Below are 18,553 nucleotides of genomic sequence, written 5' to 3' on the forward strand. Positions count from 1 at the left end.
TTCATTCCCGCAGAACGAAAGTTTCTCTATCTATCCACGCAAATCCTGGCTTTCAGATATGCGCGGTTGCGGCTCTTCGGGAGTTGCTTCAGGTTCGTATGGGCGGTCAATCACTGACGGGAAAGGTTCTGAGAGTTCGCGAAAACGCTCATCTTCGCGCACTTGTTTGCGGGTTTCAATCGTCGTCCGAATGCGGCGAACGAAAATCGTAATGAGAACCAGTGACAAGATGCCGATGGCTCCAAATATCGCTAACAAGATAATGATGTTCTGCATTTCCTGGCTCATCGCCTTTCCTCCTTGCCGGTTCCCGTTCACCTTTGCCAATTCAGTCAACTCCCCAAACGACGGGGCGATTTCAATCTTAGACGAAATCAGAAACCCTCAGCAAATGAGCGCCACGAATTCGACTTTTTCCTGCGCTCACACTTTGTCAGCGGCAATTTTTATGGGTACAATCCGCATTCCCAAATTCAAAACCGCAAAGCGAAAATCGAATGGCTGAAAATCAAATTACGGTTCGCCTGGTTGAATCGGCAAAAGCGCATCATCAGTTTTTAGACCTACCTTACCAACTTTATAAACATCACCCATACTGGGTGCCGCCACTCAGAATGGCGCAAAAAGATATTCTCAACATCCAAAAACATCCCTTCTACAAAGCTGCCGATGTTGAACTGTTTCTTGCCTTTCGCAATGAAAAACCGGTCGGGCGGATTATGGCAATTGTCAATCACGCAGCCAATCAATTTCATCACGAACAGGCAGGGCATTTCGGATTTTTTGAATGTGAAAATAATTTCGTCACCGCGCAGGCGCTCTTTGACGCGGCGCGACACTGGCTTCGCGAACGCGGCATGACGGTGATGCGCGGACCCTTCAACCCCTCGACCAATTATGAATGCGCTCTGCTGGTACAAGGGTTTGATAGTTCGCCTACCGTGATGATGCCCTATAACTTTGACTATTACGCGGCGCTTTTTGAGCAATACGGTTTCACCAAAGCGATGGATTTGATGGCTTATGACATCAGCCTTGAAACCTTTAATTATTCGGAAAAGCTCGGTCGCGTCGCCGAGCGCTTGAAAAATAAATACCGCATCAAGGTTCGCACCATCGATTTGAAAAAATTTGCCAGCGAAGTCGAAACCGTGCGGCGCATTTATAACGATGCCTGGAGCAACAACTGGGGATTTGTGCCGGTAAGCGATGATGAATTTCAACACATCGCCAAAGACCTCAAACAGATTGTTGATTCGCAGGTGGTGTTTGTTGCCGAACAGTTGAGCGAAGACGGCAAGACCTCAACCCCCATCGCCTTTTTTTTAGCCATCCCGGACATCAACCTCGCTTTAAAAAAAGTGACCGATGGAAGGTTGTTACCTTTTGGACTCATCAAACTGCTGTGGCATTCGCGCAAAATTGATTTCATTCGCATTGTGACGATGGGGGTAGTGAAAGACCATCAAAACCTCGGCATCGCCGCAGTGTTTTACGATGAGATTTATAAACACGCCGCGCAAGTCGGCAAGTATCCGAAAGGCGAGATGAGTTGGATATTGGAAAACAATCTGATGATGAACCGCTCGGCGGAACTCATCGGCGGCAAAATCGCCAAGGTCTATCGGATTTACGAGAAATCCATCGGCGATTAGATTCAATCGTCGCTTGTGCTATGATTTTTGCCAGCAGAAAGAGGATTTCACTATGGCGAAAAGAATATTGGTTCTTCTCCTTGTGCTGATTGTCGCGGGCGGCGGATTTTATGTTTATAAATATGGATTCAAACGACCTGCCCTTTTCGCTTCTTCCGAAGACGAAGCCACTACCAATCGCGTCAAAGCCGCATTCGCAATGTCGAAACGCATGTCCGGTTATAATTTCGATGTCGCAACCGCCGATGGTGTCGTCACGCTGACCGGACAGTTGCCCTCCGAAGGTTTGAAAAATCTCGCGGGTGAAATCGCCCGCGATACCAAAGGCGTCAGAGAAGTTCAAAACAACATCGCGGTTGACCCCGATGTGCAACCGGCTTCGGAAAACGCGCACGTTGCCGATTTGGAAATTCGCGCCGCGATTTTGGAATCCTTTGCCAAAAGTCCCGAACTCGGCGGCAAGCCGATCGACGTAAAAGTTGAAAATCGCACGGTGACACTTAGCGGAAGCGTCGAAACCCAAACTCAACGCAACGGTGCGGAACAGGCTGCGCGAGCGGTTGACGGAGTGGCGGCGATTGCCAATGAATTGAAAGTGACCAATCCGCAAGCGGTCTCTGAACCTGTACCACCCACGACGCAACCAACGACCGCCGATTTAGCCAAGCAGATTGAATTTGAACTCTATCGCACAGGCGCATTTGATACCTTGACCATGAAAATCAACGCCAGCGGCAACAGCGTGACACTTGCGGGCAGCGTGCGCTCGATGGCTGAAAAAATACTGGCAGAGAAAATCGCGCAATCGACGCCCGGCGTGGTGAAGGTCATCAATGAACTGACGGTGTCTGCGACTGCGCAACGAAGCGCGCCATCGAAATCCGCGCCCACAAAACCGTGAATGATGTAGTTGTATTTCGCACAGAGTAAAATGGCACAACGAGCGGAACGCACAAAAAAATGGTATCAAATCGAACTCGGCGCAACGCGCATCTTTCAATCCCTACGCTTACCGGCTAATCAAAAATATTTTCTGCTCACCATAACCATTGCCGTCGCCTGCGGACTCACAGCCGTTTTGTATCACTTTCTTATTCGTCTGGTGTCAGCCAATCTCATCGAACGCGCTTTAAGCGTTCAAGGCACCTCGCGCATCGTCTGGATTTTACTGGTGACGACCGGCGGCGGATTGATTGCCGGAATTCTGTTGCATTACTTTGCGCCGAATGCGCGGGGCAGCGGTATTCCGCAAGTCAAGGTCGCTTACACGATGGAGTACGGGCGGGTGCCGTTGCGTGGCTCAACATGGAAAGCGGTGATTTCTGCGTTATGCGTAGGGTCTGGCGCATCACTTGGACGCGAAGGTCCGACGGTGCAAATCTGTGCAGCCATCTCGAATGCGATTTCGCGCCTCTTTTCGGTGCCGCGTCGCATACAGATGAATCAAACCCCTGTGGCTTCGGCGGCGGCGCTCGCGGCGGCATTCAATGCGCCGCTTGCGGCAGTGACCTTTGCGATTGAAGAAATCATCGGCGATCTCAACCAGAAACTTGCAGCGTCAATCGTCATCGCGGCGGTTATCGCTTCGACGATTGAACGCTGGATACTCGGCGTCCATCCGTTGTTTTCGGGCGCGAATGTCTATGCCTTGAATCGCCCATTGGAACTTCTGGCTTATGCCGCGCTCGGCGTGGCGGCAGGTGTAGTTGGGGTGATTTTCACCAAGATGATTCTTTTTCTGAGAATGTTTTTTCGCGACCGGATTAACATTCCCATCTGGTCAAAGCCTGCGCTTGGGGGCGCGATTATCGGGGCGATTGGTTTATGGCAACCGAATGCGCTGGGGTTGGGCTATGACTATCTCGGTGAAATTTTACGCGCTCAGGATAACCTGTTAATCAAAGGCGTACTCGCTTTGATGCTTGCGAAAGCCCTGACTGCTTCGTTCAGTTACGGGTCGGGAATGTCCGGCGGGGTTTTGGGTCCTTCGATGTTTGTTGGCGGCTTGCTCGGCACGGCGATGTGGCATCTGGTTTATTACATGAACCCGTCGGCGGAAATTGCCAGAGGCGCATTTGCATTGGTCGGAATGGGCGCGATGTTTGCGGCGGTCATTCGTGTGCCGATGACTTCGATATTGCTCATCTTCGAGATGACCTATAACTACGAGATTATTCTATCGGTGATGATTGCCAATGCGATTGCCTATCTGGTCGCGCAACGAATTTCACCATTAAGTATTTATGAAGCGTTTATGTTTCAAGATGGCACGCATCTCGGACATACAACCAAGACGACGGATGCGCTCTCACGAATAACCGCAGCAACCGTGATGACCGAAAACGTTGTCACCTTGCCCGATGACATCAGTGTTTCGGAAGCCAGGGATTTGGTCGGGCGCTTGGATTTTCATGGTTATCCGGTATTGAAACAGGGGAAGATGGTGGGACTCGTCACCACCAATGATTTGAAACGCGCCGAAGCCGAAGGCAGAGAGAAAGCCTTGATTTCATCGGTGATGGTTCATAAAGTCGTTCACGCGCATCCCGACCAGACGTTGGATACGGTGATTTTAAAACTCGCGCAACGCGAACTCTCGCAACTGCCGGTGGTGTCGCGCGCCGATGACACCCGGCTGCTCGGCATTATTACGTTGAGAGATGTGGCGCGGGCGCAGGCAAGACTCGCTTCGAGCAAATATATGCTCGACCCGGATGACACCATTCGCCCGGTGAATTTGTGAAATAAAAAAAGGCATCGCTTAATTTGCGATGCCTTTTCATTTAGGAAGAAGGGGTATGGATTATTTTTTGAACAGGTTTTGAAAATCCAGTCGAGCTTTATCCAACTCGCCGGTTCGTTGTTTACTTGAATAACTATTAGGCATGAAAAAATCGCAGAAATTGGCTTTTTCGCGGTCGGGAACCCAATCTGCCTGAGGGTCTCGACATTTGTTATGTGCCGATTCATCGAAATTCGCGCAGTTATAACAACAGTGCATATCCGAATCGCATGCACTGCATACTTCCGCGCGCATAATTTTTCCTTGCCGTTGTCTTTCTGTGCCGCAAGCGTGACAAATCATATCCAAACTCCATTTTCTAAAAATCGCTTATCGATTAACCATAGTACGTGCACGTTCAACTTTATCACTAGCGCGTTTCCAAAGGCTACCGATTAACTTATCCGCTGAAAAGCGTGTGCCCGAAGCGGTCGTGGCACGCAAATCGGGATAAGTCGCAAAAGTGTCCGCCATCAACGGACTGTCCGACTCGCCAATCGTTCCATCACCACCCAGTTTCAACGTCCAGATGGTTCGCGCCCAGGTGTAATCAATGAGCGCGCCTGAGAGCAGCGACGCAATCTGCGCTTCTCTGGCATTTTCCGAGGCGCTGAATCTCAATACAAAATTTTCGAGGCTGCGGCGCAACGTCGTCAGTTGTTTGCCATAGTCTGTGTAATCGGAACCGCTCCTGGTTTCCGATGCCATGTTTTGACAGGCGGTTAAAGCCGCATTGAAATTTTTAATGAAGGCTTCACTGACCGGTGGCATTTCCGGTTGTGTCGTAACCGTTGGGTCGAAGGTAATCGCCGCCACTGTTTCAAGTGCAATGACGGATTCCAGGGCATCGGCTTTGAGGCGCAGGCTATAGGCGCTCAGGTCTAAAAGTGTGCCTGCAAGTTTATTGCCATCTTTGGTGGTGATGCTTACGGTAGAGCCAATGACGCGGGCTGCTGATACCGCAGAAGTTGGAGTGGCAACGGGTTGCGCCGCTACTCGTTTGGTTGAAGATTTTTTAGCAGGAACTTTTTTCTTTTGCGCCAGGGTATTTGACGCAAACAGTAAACAGAAAATTAAAATGGGGGTCAGGCTCTTTTTCATGATTTCCGCTACTCGCATTTGAAATGCTTAACGCAACAGGTTTTCCTCAAATATGTTCAAAGATGGCTCCGACACGACATTGAAATTCCGGCAGCAGAGGCGATGTCAGCGTGTCGGTTTGGTTGAGAACGGAATGAAAGTTTAAACCTTCATTCGCCCTTCGATAAATTTCAATCTTGCGATTGCGCCAATCGACAATCCAATAATCCTGCACGCCGTATTTGGAATAAAGGGCGAGTTTGATGACCCGGTCGCGGCGTTCATCATCTGCGCCGTATGAGAGAACTTCAATGACCAGTTCGGGCGCAACGATAAAATGACCGGCATCGTCGAGCGCATCAACCAATCTTGCTTTACTCATCCAGATTAAATCGGGAATGACATTGTCATCATCGGCAAAAATTAAGCCTGGAGTTAAATAGGGTTCGCCAGCTTTCGTTCGTTCACTCCAGGTTAGTAGTTGGGAATAGAGTTTTCCGCACACATGTTGATGTTCAAAATTCGGCGCTCTGGTCATTAGCAATTCTCCTTCGACAATCTCATAACGAGTGCCGTCGTCAGGCAGTGTCTCAAGGTCTTTTGTCGTCCAGTGAATGACTGTGCTCATAACTTCTCCCTTATTTGCAGATGCTCGTTCAAGCGCCACAGAGATTTCGGTTAATCGGAAGCGACGGTTTTAAATTTGCGCCCGGACTCTTTCGGCGTTTCCCGGTAAACGCCTTCACGCGCCGATTCGGGAACCGGCTTTTGCGTTTTCACACTTGCAAGAGCATCCTGTTCCGACTGCTCAATCTCTTTTAAAACCTGCGCTTCAACTTGTCGAAGAATTGCTTCATTGCGCTCGCGCATGGCGTTGGTGCGACGCAGGCGGCGACCGCTTTCTAAATCCAATGTCCCTTCCAGCAAATAGTTTTCATACAAGCCAATCGGGTCACGTTTGCCCCAATGCTCGAAAAGTTTCGCATCGAAAGTGTGACGCGCTTCACGTTCGTCATGGGTTGCGTGCCCGCCCATTCGGAAAGTTTCGCTGACCAGTAAAAATGGTCCTTCGCCACTTCGACAACCATCTACGGCAATTTTCGCAGCAGCATAAGCATCCAGCACATTGTTGCCGTCAAAGGTCAGACCCGGCACCCCGTATGCCTCATGCCACTGGGCGAAATCGCTGCGATGATGCTGCTCCAGACGTGTGCCAAGCGCCACCTGATTGTTTTGAATAATGACGATCATGGGCAATCGTTGAACCGCGCAAAAATTCATGGCTTCGTGAAAAACACCGGATTTGGTTGAACCGTCGCCAATCCAGGTCACGGCAATGCGTGGCTCGCGATTTAACTTGAAAGAGAGCGCAATGCCGGTTGTTACGGCGATGATGTCACCGACGGGACTGACGGGCGCGATGACGCCATGACGGAAATCGCCAATGTGTAAATCGCGTCCGCGTGTTGGCGAATCGGCAGTGCCCAGATAGCCGCGCAACATATCGGCAAGCGGCATCCCCATTTCGTGACAAGCGCCGGCGTTGCGAATCATCGGGGCGACGAAATCATGCGCTTGATGTTCGCTGGCGCGATTGAGCGCGTGAACCACGCCGATGGTCGTGGCTTCTTCGCCTGTACCGAGCCAGGCTTTGGAAATGACACCCTGCATCACCCAACGTTTCAGCGCGATGTCATGTAAACGATTGCGCAGCAGCCCCGCATAAATCGCGAGATGTTTTGCCGGTTCCAGGGCGCGAATAATTTCGCGCCGATGCGCGTCACGTTCTAAAGTGTCCGAATATTCTGCGAGAACCGCAGCGTCTGCTTGCCAGTTTACATATTCTGGCGGGTCGTATGCCGGATAACGAATCATAGTTATTCAAGAGTAGGCGGTAGTAGGCAGTTAAGAAATTCTGCCTATGGCTTACTGCTTACTGCCTACGGGTTCTTTCTGGTCGGCGAATTCGATTTGCACCTCGCCGCCGATTTCCAATGCCAATGCATCAAGCGCGCCCGGCGATAAGCTAATGGTCAAGCCTGTGGTTTCGTGCGGTCCGAAATCAACGGCGCGCACCACGACCTTGTTGCCGTTTGCCGGATTGGTGACCAGCAGTTTTTTGTTTGCCCACCAACGTTTGGCTTCTTCGGGACTCTTGTTGAGAATTTTGTAATCCCAACGCATCGCACAGTAAAAACTCTTGGGATTCAGGCTGCGCACCCGCTCGTAGGTGAAATGCTTGCCTACGGGTAGCGCAAGTTTATCATCGGGTTTGAGTCCGCGATCTTTCGGTCCGCCAAGCACACCGGCATTGCCGTTTGCCGCAGGCAACGCCACCCCATCGAGTGTGCTCGGAGCCGAAGCCGCAGGCGACACGGTTGCCGGACTTTCGGTTGCGGCTTCAATAGCGGCAGTTGCACCGACTTCCGCTTCGCTTGCCGCTGCTTTTTTCGCAGCGCGTTTTCGCGACCCGGCTTTCTTTTCGCCCGCCTGAGATTTTGCCTCGTTACCCTCGTCTGCTTTTTTCGCTTTTTTATCAGCTACGGTTTTTTTCGGATTTTCTTCTTGAGTTTCGTCTGTCGTTTTAGCTTTTGCCATAAACACCTTTACCAGTTTTGAGATTGAAAAATTGAAAAATAATTATACACGTTCAGCGGATTTCGTCACCTCGCGCAGGATTAACGACCTCAAAGAAGCCGGGCTTACCTGCTTAACTCGTGTATTGAAGAAGCTTGCCCTTCGCCTTTGAAAACCCGCCTTTTTCAGCCGTCAGTTTGCCTGATGACAACAACGGGTGGATATTTTTAAAAAATTGAACGTGCAAAATTTGCAAATTTGTTACCCCGTTCGGGCGGCACAAACCTTGCAATTATTCATTCGTGAAAAGCCACCCGGGCTTTTCGCTTTGATCATAAAAAGTTGAAAGCGCTCTGTCAGTTCTTTGAAGAAGGGCAGTTAAATAAAAGCTCTTCCTTAAATTAACTTGAGGTTTTCGGTTGCAACAGACGGTCGAATCCTTTGCCATTCTCCCTTGAGGCAAAGGCAAACTCATTCACACTCTGTTACCGAAATGCTCAAGGCGTGCAACTTCTTTGGCAGTTTAGGTGTTTCTACCCCACACGTAAGAAGGCGCACGTTTGGTTTCACCGAAAAAGGCACACCAGGAGTGATCCTGGGTCGCAAAGCCAAGGCCTCGGTGAAGGCAAAAGGCAAAAGGCAAATGTGAAAAGGTAAAAATCATAACCGCTCACCTTGTCTGATGTCTTTTCACGCAATTGCACATTCAGGCTGGCATTACCAATCGCATTTTTGCCTTTTGGTTTTTGCCTTTTGCCTTTTGCCTTCCCGAAGGATGTCTGGCTGCCGAAGTGAGATGCATCCTTCCCTAATGGTTCCATCTCACCTGAAAAATAAGCAGGAAAGTCCCTAAGTCGATAGCTCAGATCACACACGTTCGGATGTCGGTGAGCGGTGTGCGAGCGAGCGTCTGACTTACCTGAATTGTGTCTCGTGACGCCCCACGTCTGTTGAGCCAATGCAGGAAGTAACCGACGCAGTGGGGTTGAAAAGAGAGATGGATAACTATAAAAAGACCTTTTTGTTCTTTGCCTTTTTGACGATTTTCTTTGGTGGCGTTGCAGTTCAGGAAGCCAACGCTGCGATTTGGTATGTATCAACAACCGGCAATGATGCCAATTCGGGTAGCCTCAGCGCCCCGGTCGCGACGCTCAGAAAAGCGCACGAACTTGCCGCTCCCGGCGATACGATTTATCTGCGTGGCGGCACCTATACGCAAACCCGTTACCTCTGGCTTGATAAAGCGGGAATCGCAATCTCTTCTTATCCGGGAGAAAACGCCATTATCAGTGCGAGCACCACAGATGAAGCCAATCTATCCTATGTTTTGTTTCTGCTTGCCGATAATCAATCGCTAATGAATATCGAAGTGCGCGGCGGTTATTACTATGCCGTGAAAATTGAATCGAATCTCAATTGCGTTTTGCGCAATTGCAAAATCGGAGGCAGTGGACGCGATTGCATCAAAACTTTCAACGCCGATAACCTCTTGATTGAAAAATGTGAAATCGGCCCATCCGGTGTACGTGATGCGTCAAATGCCGAAGGCATCGATTCCATCGGTTCGCTTGGCGTAACCATTCGCGAAAACTACATACACGATACTGCGACCTGTGGCGTCTATCTGAAAGGCGGCGCGAAAAATGGCATCGTTGAACGCAACCGTGTCGAACGCGCCGGTCACGCAGGCATTTTACTCGGTCAGGATACCGACCTCGAATTTATGCGCGATAACACGCCTTATGAATGCCGCGATTCCATTTGTCGCAATAACGTGGTGATTTCCACCAATGGCGCGGGCATCGGAACCTATTCGGGTTCAAATGTGCGGTTTGAAAATAATACGCTCTTTGATGTTGCAAAAGTATTTCACGCGGGTCTCTATTGCGTCACCAATTCAAGAGATATTTCAGCGGAAAATGCGAAATTCAGAAATAACATCGTTGTCGTAAACAGCAATCGCCCGATGGTTTTCGTCATCAATCCGGGCAGCGGGTTTGGAGCAAATTCCAATATCTATTACAAACCGGCGGGTGGAACGTACCGGTTTTCGTTTGAATCGCCAGCCCGAACTTTTTATTGGGAAAGTTTCGCTGAATGGCAGGTCGGCATGAATGTAGATGGGCGTTCGGTAGTCGTAGACCCCATGCTTGATCACAACAACCTGTGCCAACCCTTTGCCGGAAGCCCTGCAATTGACCGGGGCGAGGTGCTTGATAATCCGCTTGATTACAGGTTACAGGCGCGTCCGCAAGGCGCGGCTTTCGACATCGGCGCTCATGAAAAAATGGCATCGGGTGGAGCCGCAAATCTGCCGCCGACCGTTGCCATCAACGCGACACCAACAACCGGAACCACGCCGCTCAATGTCGCCTTTGCATCAACTGCCGCTGACCCCGAAGGTCAGGCATTAACTTATGCGTGGGATTTCGGCGATGGCACGACCGGAGCAACTGCAAATCCATCGCACGTCTATCAATCCGCCGGAAGCTTCACGGCGCGTTGTACGGTGCGCGACCCGCAAGGCGCAACCGCCAGCGCAACGGTGACAATTACTGCAAGCGCGCCAGCCAATCGCCCGCCAACTGTAAGCGTCATCCCTTCATCAACCAATGGACCTGCGCCGTTGTCCGTTACCTTCAGAACAACCGCCGCTGACCCAGACGGGCAGGTGGTGGCTTATAGTTGGGATTTCGGAGACGGGCAAACCTCAAACGAAGCGTCACCGACGCACGTTTATCAAACCGTTGGTACATTCACTGCGCGCGTGGTGGTTAGAGATAACCTCGGCGCACAAGCTGGAACGCAAGTGACGATTACCGTAACCGATGAAGTGTTTCAGGAACCGGTAATCAATATGGTGACGCCTGATGGTGGCGAAGTGATTAATGGTGGTTCGGTCTATACCATTAAATGGACAGCCACAGGTACAGGACTTGGCAGAACCGATGTCGCCTATTCGCTTGATGGTGGGTTGACCTGGATTGACATTATCAACAGCTATGAATTCATAACCTCATTGAACTGGACGGTGCCGAATGTGAAATGTAAAGCGGTGCGCATTCGGGTGGTAGTTTATGGGCCAAGAGGCACCGGACAGGATATGAGCGCCAAAAACTTTACGATTGTGAAAGTGAAGGCGAAAAAGGCAGCAAGACAAAATTAGGAATCATCACTCATAAAAAATCTTCTCTTTTCGGCTGATGTTCTGATGAGCATCAGCCGATTTTTTATTTTTCGGCATCGGCATTTTCAATGATTTGACGGGCGCGATGAAAGATCGCATCCAGCATGGTTTCGGTTAATCTGCCGGTGAAGGTGTTCTGCTGGCTCGGATGATACGAGGCGAGAAGTCGGAGATTGTCATTTAGCGACACCTCTGCGCCGTGTGCGAAATGCGCTCCGCTAATTTTTGCCTGTGGATGAAGAGCTTTGAAGGTAGAGATGGACGCTTTGAATGCCAGTTGACCGAGCGCGATAATCGCTTTTACCTGCGGCATCAGTTCAAATTCGCGTAATAAAAACGGGCGACAATGATTGATCTCTTCTGTGGTCGGTTTATTATCCGGCGGCGCGCAATGCGCCATCGCGGTGATGTAACAGTCCGTTAGTTCGAGCTTATCGTTTTTGTTAATCGATTCGGCTTGATTGGCAAAGCCTGCGCGAAAGAGCGCGCGATAGAGCCAGTCGCCGCTGCGGTCGCCGGTAAACATGCGCCCGGTGCGATTGCCGCCGTGCGCCGCCGGAGCGAGTCCGACAATTAAGAGTCGTGCCTGCGGGTCTCCGAAACTTGGCACGGGTTTTCCCCAATAATCTTCCTGTTGAAAGCGTTTTACTTTTTCGCGGGCGCACTGCTCGCGCCACGCAACCAGTCGCGGACAACGCGCACAACTGATAATCTCTCGTTGTAACAGGTTTATCGCTTGTCTCTTTGACGGTTTTGCTGACATCGGTTAATCGAAATGAAATAATTGACGCAATAAAACCGAGAGCATACCATATTCCTTTCATTGCGTTGAAACCGCCTGAATAGTTCACTACTTCAGGCATTTCCAATTTAGGGGGCAACTATGCGACGAAAAATTTTTTACTCTCTTTTAATATTCCTGTTACTGGCGCAAATCGGAAATGGTCTTGCGCAACAAAAAGGCAAACCGAAAACCAAACCATCAAAACCACAGCCGCAGAAGCAAACACCACCACCGGCAAATCCGAATGTAGACGCTAAACCACAAGCGGCAAAACCACCCGCTGGCGCTGATGACCAATGGGCGCTCATTGTCGGGGTAAGCAATTATCCCGGACAAATTCAAAAACTCGGATTTCCCAACAAAGATGCGCGCGCCATCAAAGACATGCTGGTCAAAACCGCGAATTTTCGCGATGACCATATCAAGTTACTCACCGATGACGAACAGGGAGCCGGTCAAGCTACGAAACAAAATATCCTTGCGGCAATTGACCAGTATTTATTGCCGCGTGTGCAAGCCAATCATCAGGTCATCGTCTTTTTAGCGGGACACGGCATTGCTCGCGGGCTTGGCGTACAAGCGAAAAGTTATTACCTGCCGGTTGATGTTGATGCCTCGAGCAAAGAATCGCTGGAACGCACGGGATTGGAACTTGGCGAATTATCGAGACACCTGAGCGCCTTGAAAGCTTCGCAATTCACCATCTTTTTGGATGCCTGTCGCGAAGACCCGTTTCCCGGTCGCGGCATCAAGGGCAACACCATGACCGATGTGATGACGCGCGGCATACGCATTACCGCAGGCGAAAATCGTCCGGCGGATTTGCCGCCGCCGACTTCGATTGTCTTTTATGCCTGTCAGGTCGGCGAACGCGCTTACGAAGACGCCAAACTCGAACACGGAGTTTTCACCTATTACATACTCGCGGGCATTCAAGACCTCGCCAATAAACCCGACGGGCGCGTCGAAGCCGGAAATCTTGCCGCCTATTTGCGCGAAAATGTTCGCAAATGGGCAAACGATTTTCAACAAACCGCCAAGTATGAAATTGACCAAACGCCAACTATGGTTGCGACAGATGTGCGCGGCACGATGGTGATTTTTAAAATCGCTTCGCTTGCCAAAGCGGTTCAACCGCTCACCGATAAAGGTATCGTCAATCTGGTTGCTACCCCTGAAGACGCGAAAATTGCCATCAATGGTGAAGCCTTGGGTTCGGGCAATATTCAAAAAGAACTGATGCAGGGACAATACACCATTCGCGCCGAACGTCAGGGCTTTCAAGCGGTCGAATCGAAAATCACCGTATTGCCCGGGGTTCACCAGGAGGTTGCGATTACTTTGAAACCGGTTGCCGCGAATGCCAATTATGAAAAAGGCGTGAAGTTTGAAGCGCAGGGGTTGATGCCGCAGGCGGTTGCTTCATACGAAATGGCGTTGCAGGAAGATGCCAATTCCGCCCCGACCTATGAACGATTGGCAAATGTTTATCTGGAAACCGGGCGTTTCCGCGATGCGGTGGATTTGCTTTCAACCGCGACCAATAAATTTGCCGATAATGTCGGATTGCAAGCGCGCCGCGTGAAAGCCTTGAGCATCTGGGCAAGGACATTGGAAACTCAGGATCAATCGACGAATGCGCGACCCGATAAAGCCATCAAGCAGAAAGACGCTCGCAAAGAGGCTGTAAAGACAGCCGAAACGCTCACCCAGAAAGCGCCAGCTCAAGCTGAAGCGCAAATGGCGCTCGGTTATGCCTATTTGATTGATGAGAAAGATCGCCAGAAAGCCCCACAGGCTTTCGTTCGCGCCTCAACGATTGCGCCCAATGATGCCGAAGCCTATTTCGGTGTCGGGTTCGCTTATCGTTTATTGAAGCAATATCAACAGGCGGTGCCGCAACTCAATAAAGCCCTTGAACTACGCCCGGATTATTACGAAGCGCATCGCGAGTTGGCTTATTGTCATCATGCGATGGGCAACACCGATCAGGCGATTCACGAATACAATGTCGCGACCGGCTATCGCACGGAGACCAATAATTCCGGCGAGATGGCGGGCAATCATTTGGCGCTTTCGGCGCTTTATGTTGAAAAGGGGCAGCAGGTCGGCGGCGAAGAAGGCAAAGAGATTGCCGCAGCCGGTAAAGGACATGAAACCGAAGCCCGCGATTATGACCCGACCTTGAAATATGCCATGCAGGTTTTGAAAGATAGCGGCGTGGCTTATCGCATGCAGAGTTATCTGCCATCGGAATTGCGTAACGTGTTAAACGATAGCGGCGTCAGTTTGCCGGGCGGCGTGAAATTGCCCTTCCCGAAAAAGAAACCGTAAGGAGAAGATAAGACCTTTGCCATTGATAACGCTCAAGCATTCACCGCTTGCCAGACGCGAAAACCCGCAGCTTTTTTATCGTGAAACCGGCGAAGGCCTGCCTTTGCTGTTTATGCATGGTGGTTGGGGGTACGGCATTTACCCGTTCGATAAACAGATTGATGCGCTCAAAAACGATTATCGTATTTTGATACCAGACCGTTCAGGCTATGGGCGGTCTGAGCGCATCGCCAGGATGGATTGGGATTTTCATCGTCACGCGGCTGAGGAGATGATTAATTTTCTGGACGCGCAGGGCATTGAAAAAACTTTTCTCTGGGGGCATAGCGACGGGTCTGTGATTGCCGTCTGGATGTCGCTTCTGCAACCGGAACGTTTCTACGGCATCATCTTTGAAGCGTTTCATTATTACCGGGTGAAGCCTGCGTCACGCGGCTTTTTTGAAACCATGATGCATGACCCGATGCAACTCGGCGAACGGGTGGTTGAGGTTTTGCAAAACGAACACGGCGCAGATTACTGGTTGCAGTTGATTGAGATGAACGGCAATGCCTGGGTAGAAATTGCCGACCGCGCCGAACATGAAAAGCACGATTTATATGACGGCAGACTTTCGGAGATTAGCAATCGCGCTTTGTTTATTCACGGAAAACAAGACCCGCGCACCGAAGCCGATGAACTCGCGCAGGTGGCAAAACAATTGCCGCACATTCCGATTCGCCTTATCGAAGACGGCAAACACAGTCCGCACAGTGAACGCGCCGCCGCCGATGAAACGATTCAAATCGCTGCAAGGTTTTTTCAGGAAACCCTTGCTTAAATCAATAAACCATTTTAGATGAAACCGGCTTTAGCAAGCCGTCGAATATTTTTACCGGGAACGCGGATGTCCACATCCGCAGACTTCAGACTGGCGTAGATGAAGGGAATAGCCAAATCAGTGAACCTATCTGTTCATAATGTCTAAGTCGGCAGATGTCTACATCTGCGCAATGTTAATAACAAATGCTTATGAGAATTTCTCAGCCCAGAGGTTGGCATAGTCGCGGTTATTTACCGCATTTCGACGGCGGTGCGATAGCTCAAACCATTAATTTGCGGTTGCAGGATTCTTTGCCACAAGTAGTTCTCGACCGATGGCGATTGGAGTTGCCAAGTGAATCGCCAGAGGCAGCCAAAGAATTACTTTATAAACGTGTTGAAGCTTACCTTGACCAAGGTTATGGGCATTGTTATTTGAAAGACCCACGTATCGCTACGATTATTCAAAATTCATTACTGGATTTTGATAATAAGCGCTACAAATTATTGGCTTGGGTAGTGATGCCCAATCACCTCCATATTTTATTCACTCCCAATGCCGGGTATGAACTTTCTCAAATTCTGAAATTCTTCAAAGGTTATACGGCTCGCATGGCGAACCGAACTTTGCAACGTCTAGGGGCATTTTGGATGGAAGATTATTTCGACCGCTTTATACGCGATGAAAAGCATCTTGCAAATGCCATTGCCTACATTGAGAACAATCCGGTCAAATCGCGATTATGTGGAAAACCCGTGGACTGGGTTTTCAGCAGCGCACAATGGAGAAAATATAAAGGGGATTAAATAAAACCACGAGCACGGATATCCATATCCGCCGGTTCTGATATTCCAGACAAATGATTGCCGACTATTCTACTTTGCCTTAATGTACGCCAGTTAAATCTGCGGATGTGGACATCCGCGTTCCCAGTGATGAGATAACAAAATCTGAAAAATTTTCAATTCAATCGGAACCTGCCTTATGGTATCTTCGTAATCGTTTACGATTGCTCGGAACAAATCACTCAACAATAAGGAGCAGGTCAATGAAAAGGTTGGTTTTTGGTTTTTTTGCCTTAATAATCGTTGCGTTCTTATTTGCAAACTCGCAGACAAGCGCCAACAACACCAAAGTAAAAGATGTAACGTACACGAAAGATGTCGCCAAAATTTTTAATGACAATTGTGTCGCCTGTCATCGCACCGGAGATATGGCTCCCTTTGCCCTGACCAGTTATAAAGAGGTTCGCCCGTGGGCGCGCTCCATTAAAGAAAAAGTCATCTCCAAGGAGATGCCGCCCTGGCACGCAGACCCCGCGCATGGTGAATTTTCAAATGACCGCAGACTGTCTAAGCAAGAGATCGATACCATCGTTGCCTGGGTTGACAGCGGCGCAAAAGAAGGCAATCCCAAAGATTTGCCACCCGCGCCGCAGTTCAACGATAAATGGCGCAAAGGCACACCCGATGCCATATTGACTATGCCTGAAGAGTATACCCTGAGCGCCGAAGGCACTGACGAATACAAATACTTTTTCATCCCGACCAATTTTGATGAAGACAAATGGGTGCAGGCGGTTGAATCCATTCCCGGCAATCGCAAAGTTGTGCATCACATCATCGCTTTTGTGCAACCGCCGCGAAAGAAAGCCGAAAAGAATGCTTTCTCGCCAACCAAAGAGATGATCGAACGCATGATGGCGAAAGTTATCTTCAAGGAAGAAGGTTCATTGATGCGCACCAAACCCGAAGCCCCGGTCTTTGATAACGGTTGCGCGACCCCCGAAGGCGGCGCAGGAATTTTCATGGATGGAACCGGCAGAGACGAATCACAAGGTATGCTTGGTGGCGAAGCGCCGGGAAGCGAAGTTTTTGAATGGCCCATCGGAGTTGCCAAAAAACTTCCGAAAGGCGCAACCGTGGTTTTGCAGATGCACTATTCAAAAACCACCGGCAAGGTTGAAAAAGACCGTTCAAGCGTAGGACTCTATTTCGCCAAAACCCCGCCCGTAAGAGAAGTGCATACGCAAATGGTGACCAATTACCATTTTCAAATTCCGCCGGGCGCAGCCAATCACGAAGTCAATGCCTGCTTTAGCTTCAAACATGCCGCGCATATTTACGGGTTGATGCCGCATATGCACCTGCGCGGCAAAGACATGAAAATTACTGCCGTTTATCCCGACGGGCGTTCGGAGATTTTAATCAATGTGCCCGGTTATAGTTTTAACTGGCAGACCAATTATTATCTGAAAACTCCGAAATCTGTACCTGCGGGAACGCGCATCGAAGTGGTTGCGCATTTCGATAATTCGGCAAAAAATAAATTTAACCCTGACCCGACCAAACCTGTGCGGTTTGGCGACCCGACTTACGATGAAATGATGATCGGTTTTGTCGATTACACGGTTGACGCAAATGTATTGAATGCGCCGAAAACCGAAGCCGGTCGCTCAGCAGTATCGAAAAATTGAAATCAAATTTGCACCCCTGACCCGACAGAACAGAATGGTTTATAAAAGCGGCTCGCTCACCCCGGAGCCGCTTTATTTTTTATGGAGATAATCAATTACCATAGAGCGCCTTGCCACTAAACTGACTGAGGGGATGTTGAGGAAGCGGTCTTTGACCGCGCTTCAACCGGTTCAAGATAAACGCCATCGCAAACTAATCTGCAAAAAATCGCACGCGAGTCAGCGGATGAAGCCTAAAATTGGGATGGCGCAAACAGTTGCAAAACTCGCCAGGTGAACGACCAAGGGGTTCGACAAAAGCGCAATTCGACAAGTCGCCGGATGCGATGACGACTCAGCAATCTCAATTGCCGTCGCGGTTTTTAGCCATCATTGCCAATCGCTCTTCACGGCTGATCGGTTTGGCGTGATAACCCTTTTCACCGTAAGGTTCTAAATTGTCGAGCCATAACTGGTGCAGCTCTTTTAATTCACTTAGATAATTCGGGCTTTGTCCGGGTTTAGGTTTGAGTTCATCGAGAATTTCAAAGACAAAAGCAACTTCACCGAATTCATTCCATTCTTTTTGTAAAGCCTTGTTGGTGTGCCCATTCATTTTCAATTGAAAGCGGTTGCTGTTGAATATGGCTTGCAGGTCTTGCGCATAGCCGATGAATATTTTCCCATTCACTTGATTGCGAATTTGATAAATTCCCATAGGCTTGTCGCTCTGCTGATAGCTTTTCTTCAATTCCTTTTTTCTTTCATTCATCAATGGTTCGGACAAAAAATGAGATGAAAAAATAAGCCAATACCGATTAAATGGATGTTTCCAGACACCAGACAATCGGAGATTGGCTTATGACTTTCGTCAACCAGATTTTAGATCAGATGACC

General features: G+C 49.6%; 16 protein-coding genes and 1 riboswitch. Of the genes, 8 read left to right on the forward strand and 8 right to left on the reverse strand.

The window, feature by feature from the left end:
* Positions 1-30 precede the first annotated feature (30 nt).
* On the reverse strand, positions 31-288 hold the full coding sequence (locus AB1757_17970) for a hypothetical protein (protein ID MEW6128930.1): 258 nt from the start codon (positions 286-288) through the stop codon (positions 31-33).
* A 209-nt stretch (positions 289-497) separates the two neighbouring features.
* Between AB1757_17970 and AB1757_17975 the strand changes: the two genes are divergently transcribed.
* From AB1757_17975 to AB1757_17985, 3 genes are read left to right on the forward strand one after another with little or no spacing between them, the layout of a single operon-like run.
* Positions 498-1,655, forward strand: a complete 1,158-nt coding sequence (locus AB1757_17975; protein ID MEW6128931.1) for an N-acetyltransferase — start codon at positions 498-500, stop codon at positions 1,653-1,655.
* 52 nt (positions 1,656-1,707) lie between these two features.
* Complete coding sequence (locus AB1757_17980; GenBank protein ID MEW6128932.1) at positions 1,708-2,556, forward strand: BON domain-containing protein; 849 nt, start codon at positions 1,708-1,710, stop codon at positions 2,554-2,556.
* Positions 2,557-2,586: 30 nt separating this feature from the next.
* On the forward strand, positions 2,587-4,398 hold the full coding sequence (locus AB1757_17985) for a chloride channel protein (protein ID MEW6128933.1): 1,812 nt from the start codon (positions 2,587-2,589) through the stop codon (positions 4,396-4,398).
* Between the two features lie 60 nt (positions 4,399-4,458).
* Here the strand turns inward: AB1757_17985 and AB1757_17990 are convergent, their stop codons facing one another.
* From AB1757_17990 to AB1757_18010, 5 genes are read right to left on the reverse strand one after another with little or no spacing between them, the layout of a single operon-like run.
* The gene (locus tag AB1757_17990; protein ID MEW6128934.1) at positions 4,459-4,740 is read right to left on the reverse strand and encodes a hypothetical protein; all 282 of its coding nucleotides are present in this window, start codon (positions 4,738-4,740) and stop codon (positions 4,459-4,461) included.
* Positions 4,741-4,767: 27 nt separating this feature from the next.
* The gene (locus AB1757_17995; GenBank protein MEW6128935.1) at positions 4,768-5,538 is read right to left on the reverse strand and encodes a hypothetical protein; all 771 of its coding nucleotides are present in this window, start codon (positions 5,536-5,538) and stop codon (positions 4,768-4,770) included.
* Positions 5,539-5,584: 46 nt separating this feature from the next.
* Entirely contained in the window at positions 5,585-6,145 is a 561-nt protein-coding gene (locus AB1757_18000; protein MEW6128936.1) for a Uma2 family endonuclease, read from the reverse strand.
* 50 nt (positions 6,146-6,195) lie between these two features.
* Positions 6,196-7,392: a thiamine pyrophosphate-dependent dehydrogenase E1 component subunit alpha gene (locus AB1757_18005; GenBank protein ID MEW6128937.1), complete on the reverse strand. Its 1,197-nt coding sequence runs from the start codon at positions 7,390-7,392 to the stop codon at positions 6,196-6,198.
* A 51-nt stretch (positions 7,393-7,443) separates the two neighbouring features.
* Positions 7,444-8,115, reverse strand: coding sequence for a hypothetical protein (locus tag AB1757_18010; GenBank protein ID MEW6128938.1), 672 nt, complete (start codon positions 8,113-8,115; stop codon positions 7,444-7,446).
* Between the two features lie 546 nt (positions 8,116-8,661).
* Positions 8,662-8,885: riboswitch (cyclic di-GMP riboswitch) on the forward strand.
* 167 nt (positions 8,886-9,052) lie between these two features.
* On the opposite strand from AB1757_18010, the gene AB1757_18015 reads away from it, so the two are divergent.
* Positions 9,053-11,260, forward strand: coding sequence for a PKD domain-containing protein (locus AB1757_18015; protein ID MEW6128939.1), 2,208 nt, complete (start codon positions 9,053-9,055; stop codon positions 11,258-11,260).
* A 64-nt stretch (positions 11,261-11,324) separates the two neighbouring features.
* On the opposite strand, the gene AB1757_18020 is transcribed toward AB1757_18015, so the two are convergent.
* Positions 11,325-12,044 carry a uracil-DNA glycosylase gene (locus tag AB1757_18020; GenBank protein ID MEW6128940.1) on the reverse strand — a complete coding sequence of 240 codons (720 nt, stop codon included), beginning with the start codon at positions 12,042-12,044 and terminating at the stop codon, positions 11,325-11,327.
* Between the two features lie 120 nt (positions 12,045-12,164).
* On the opposite strand from AB1757_18020, the gene AB1757_18025 reads away from it, so the two are divergent.
* The 4 genes from AB1757_18025 (at position 12,165) to AB1757_18040 (ending at position 17,677) form a co-directional block, all read left to right on the forward strand.
* The gene (locus tag AB1757_18025; GenBank protein ID MEW6128941.1) at positions 12,165-14,399 is read left to right on the forward strand and encodes a caspase family protein; all 2,235 of its coding nucleotides are present in this window, start codon (positions 12,165-12,167) and stop codon (positions 14,397-14,399) included.
* Positions 14,400-14,415: 16 nt separating this feature from the next.
* On the forward strand, positions 14,416-15,219 hold the full coding sequence (locus AB1757_18030) for an alpha/beta hydrolase (protein ID MEW6128942.1): 804 nt from the start codon (positions 14,416-14,418) through the stop codon (positions 15,217-15,219).
* Between the two features lie 329 nt (positions 15,220-15,548).
* Positions 15,549-16,007: a transposase gene (locus AB1757_18035; protein MEW6128943.1), complete on the forward strand. Its 459-nt coding sequence runs from the start codon at positions 15,549-15,551 to the stop codon at positions 16,005-16,007.
* A gap of 242 nt (positions 16,008-16,249) precedes the next feature.
* Positions 16,250-17,677 (forward strand): cytochrome c, encoded by a 1,428-nt coding sequence (locus AB1757_18040; GenBank protein MEW6128944.1) that lies wholly within the window; start codon positions 16,250-16,252, stop codon positions 17,675-17,677.
* 343 nt (positions 17,678-18,020) lie between these two features.
* Here the strand turns inward: AB1757_18040 and AB1757_18045 are convergent, their stop codons facing one another.
* Positions 18,021-18,428 carry a GIY-YIG nuclease family protein gene (locus AB1757_18045; GenBank protein ID MEW6128945.1) on the reverse strand — a complete coding sequence of 136 codons (408 nt, stop codon included), beginning with the start codon at positions 18,426-18,428 and terminating at the stop codon, positions 18,021-18,023.
* Positions 18,429-18,553: the final 125 nt, after the last annotated feature.

It is taken from the genome of Acidobacteriota bacterium (assembly GCA_040754075.1).
GTDB lineage: Bacteria > Acidobacteriota > Blastocatellia > UBA7656 > UBA7656 > JBFMDH01.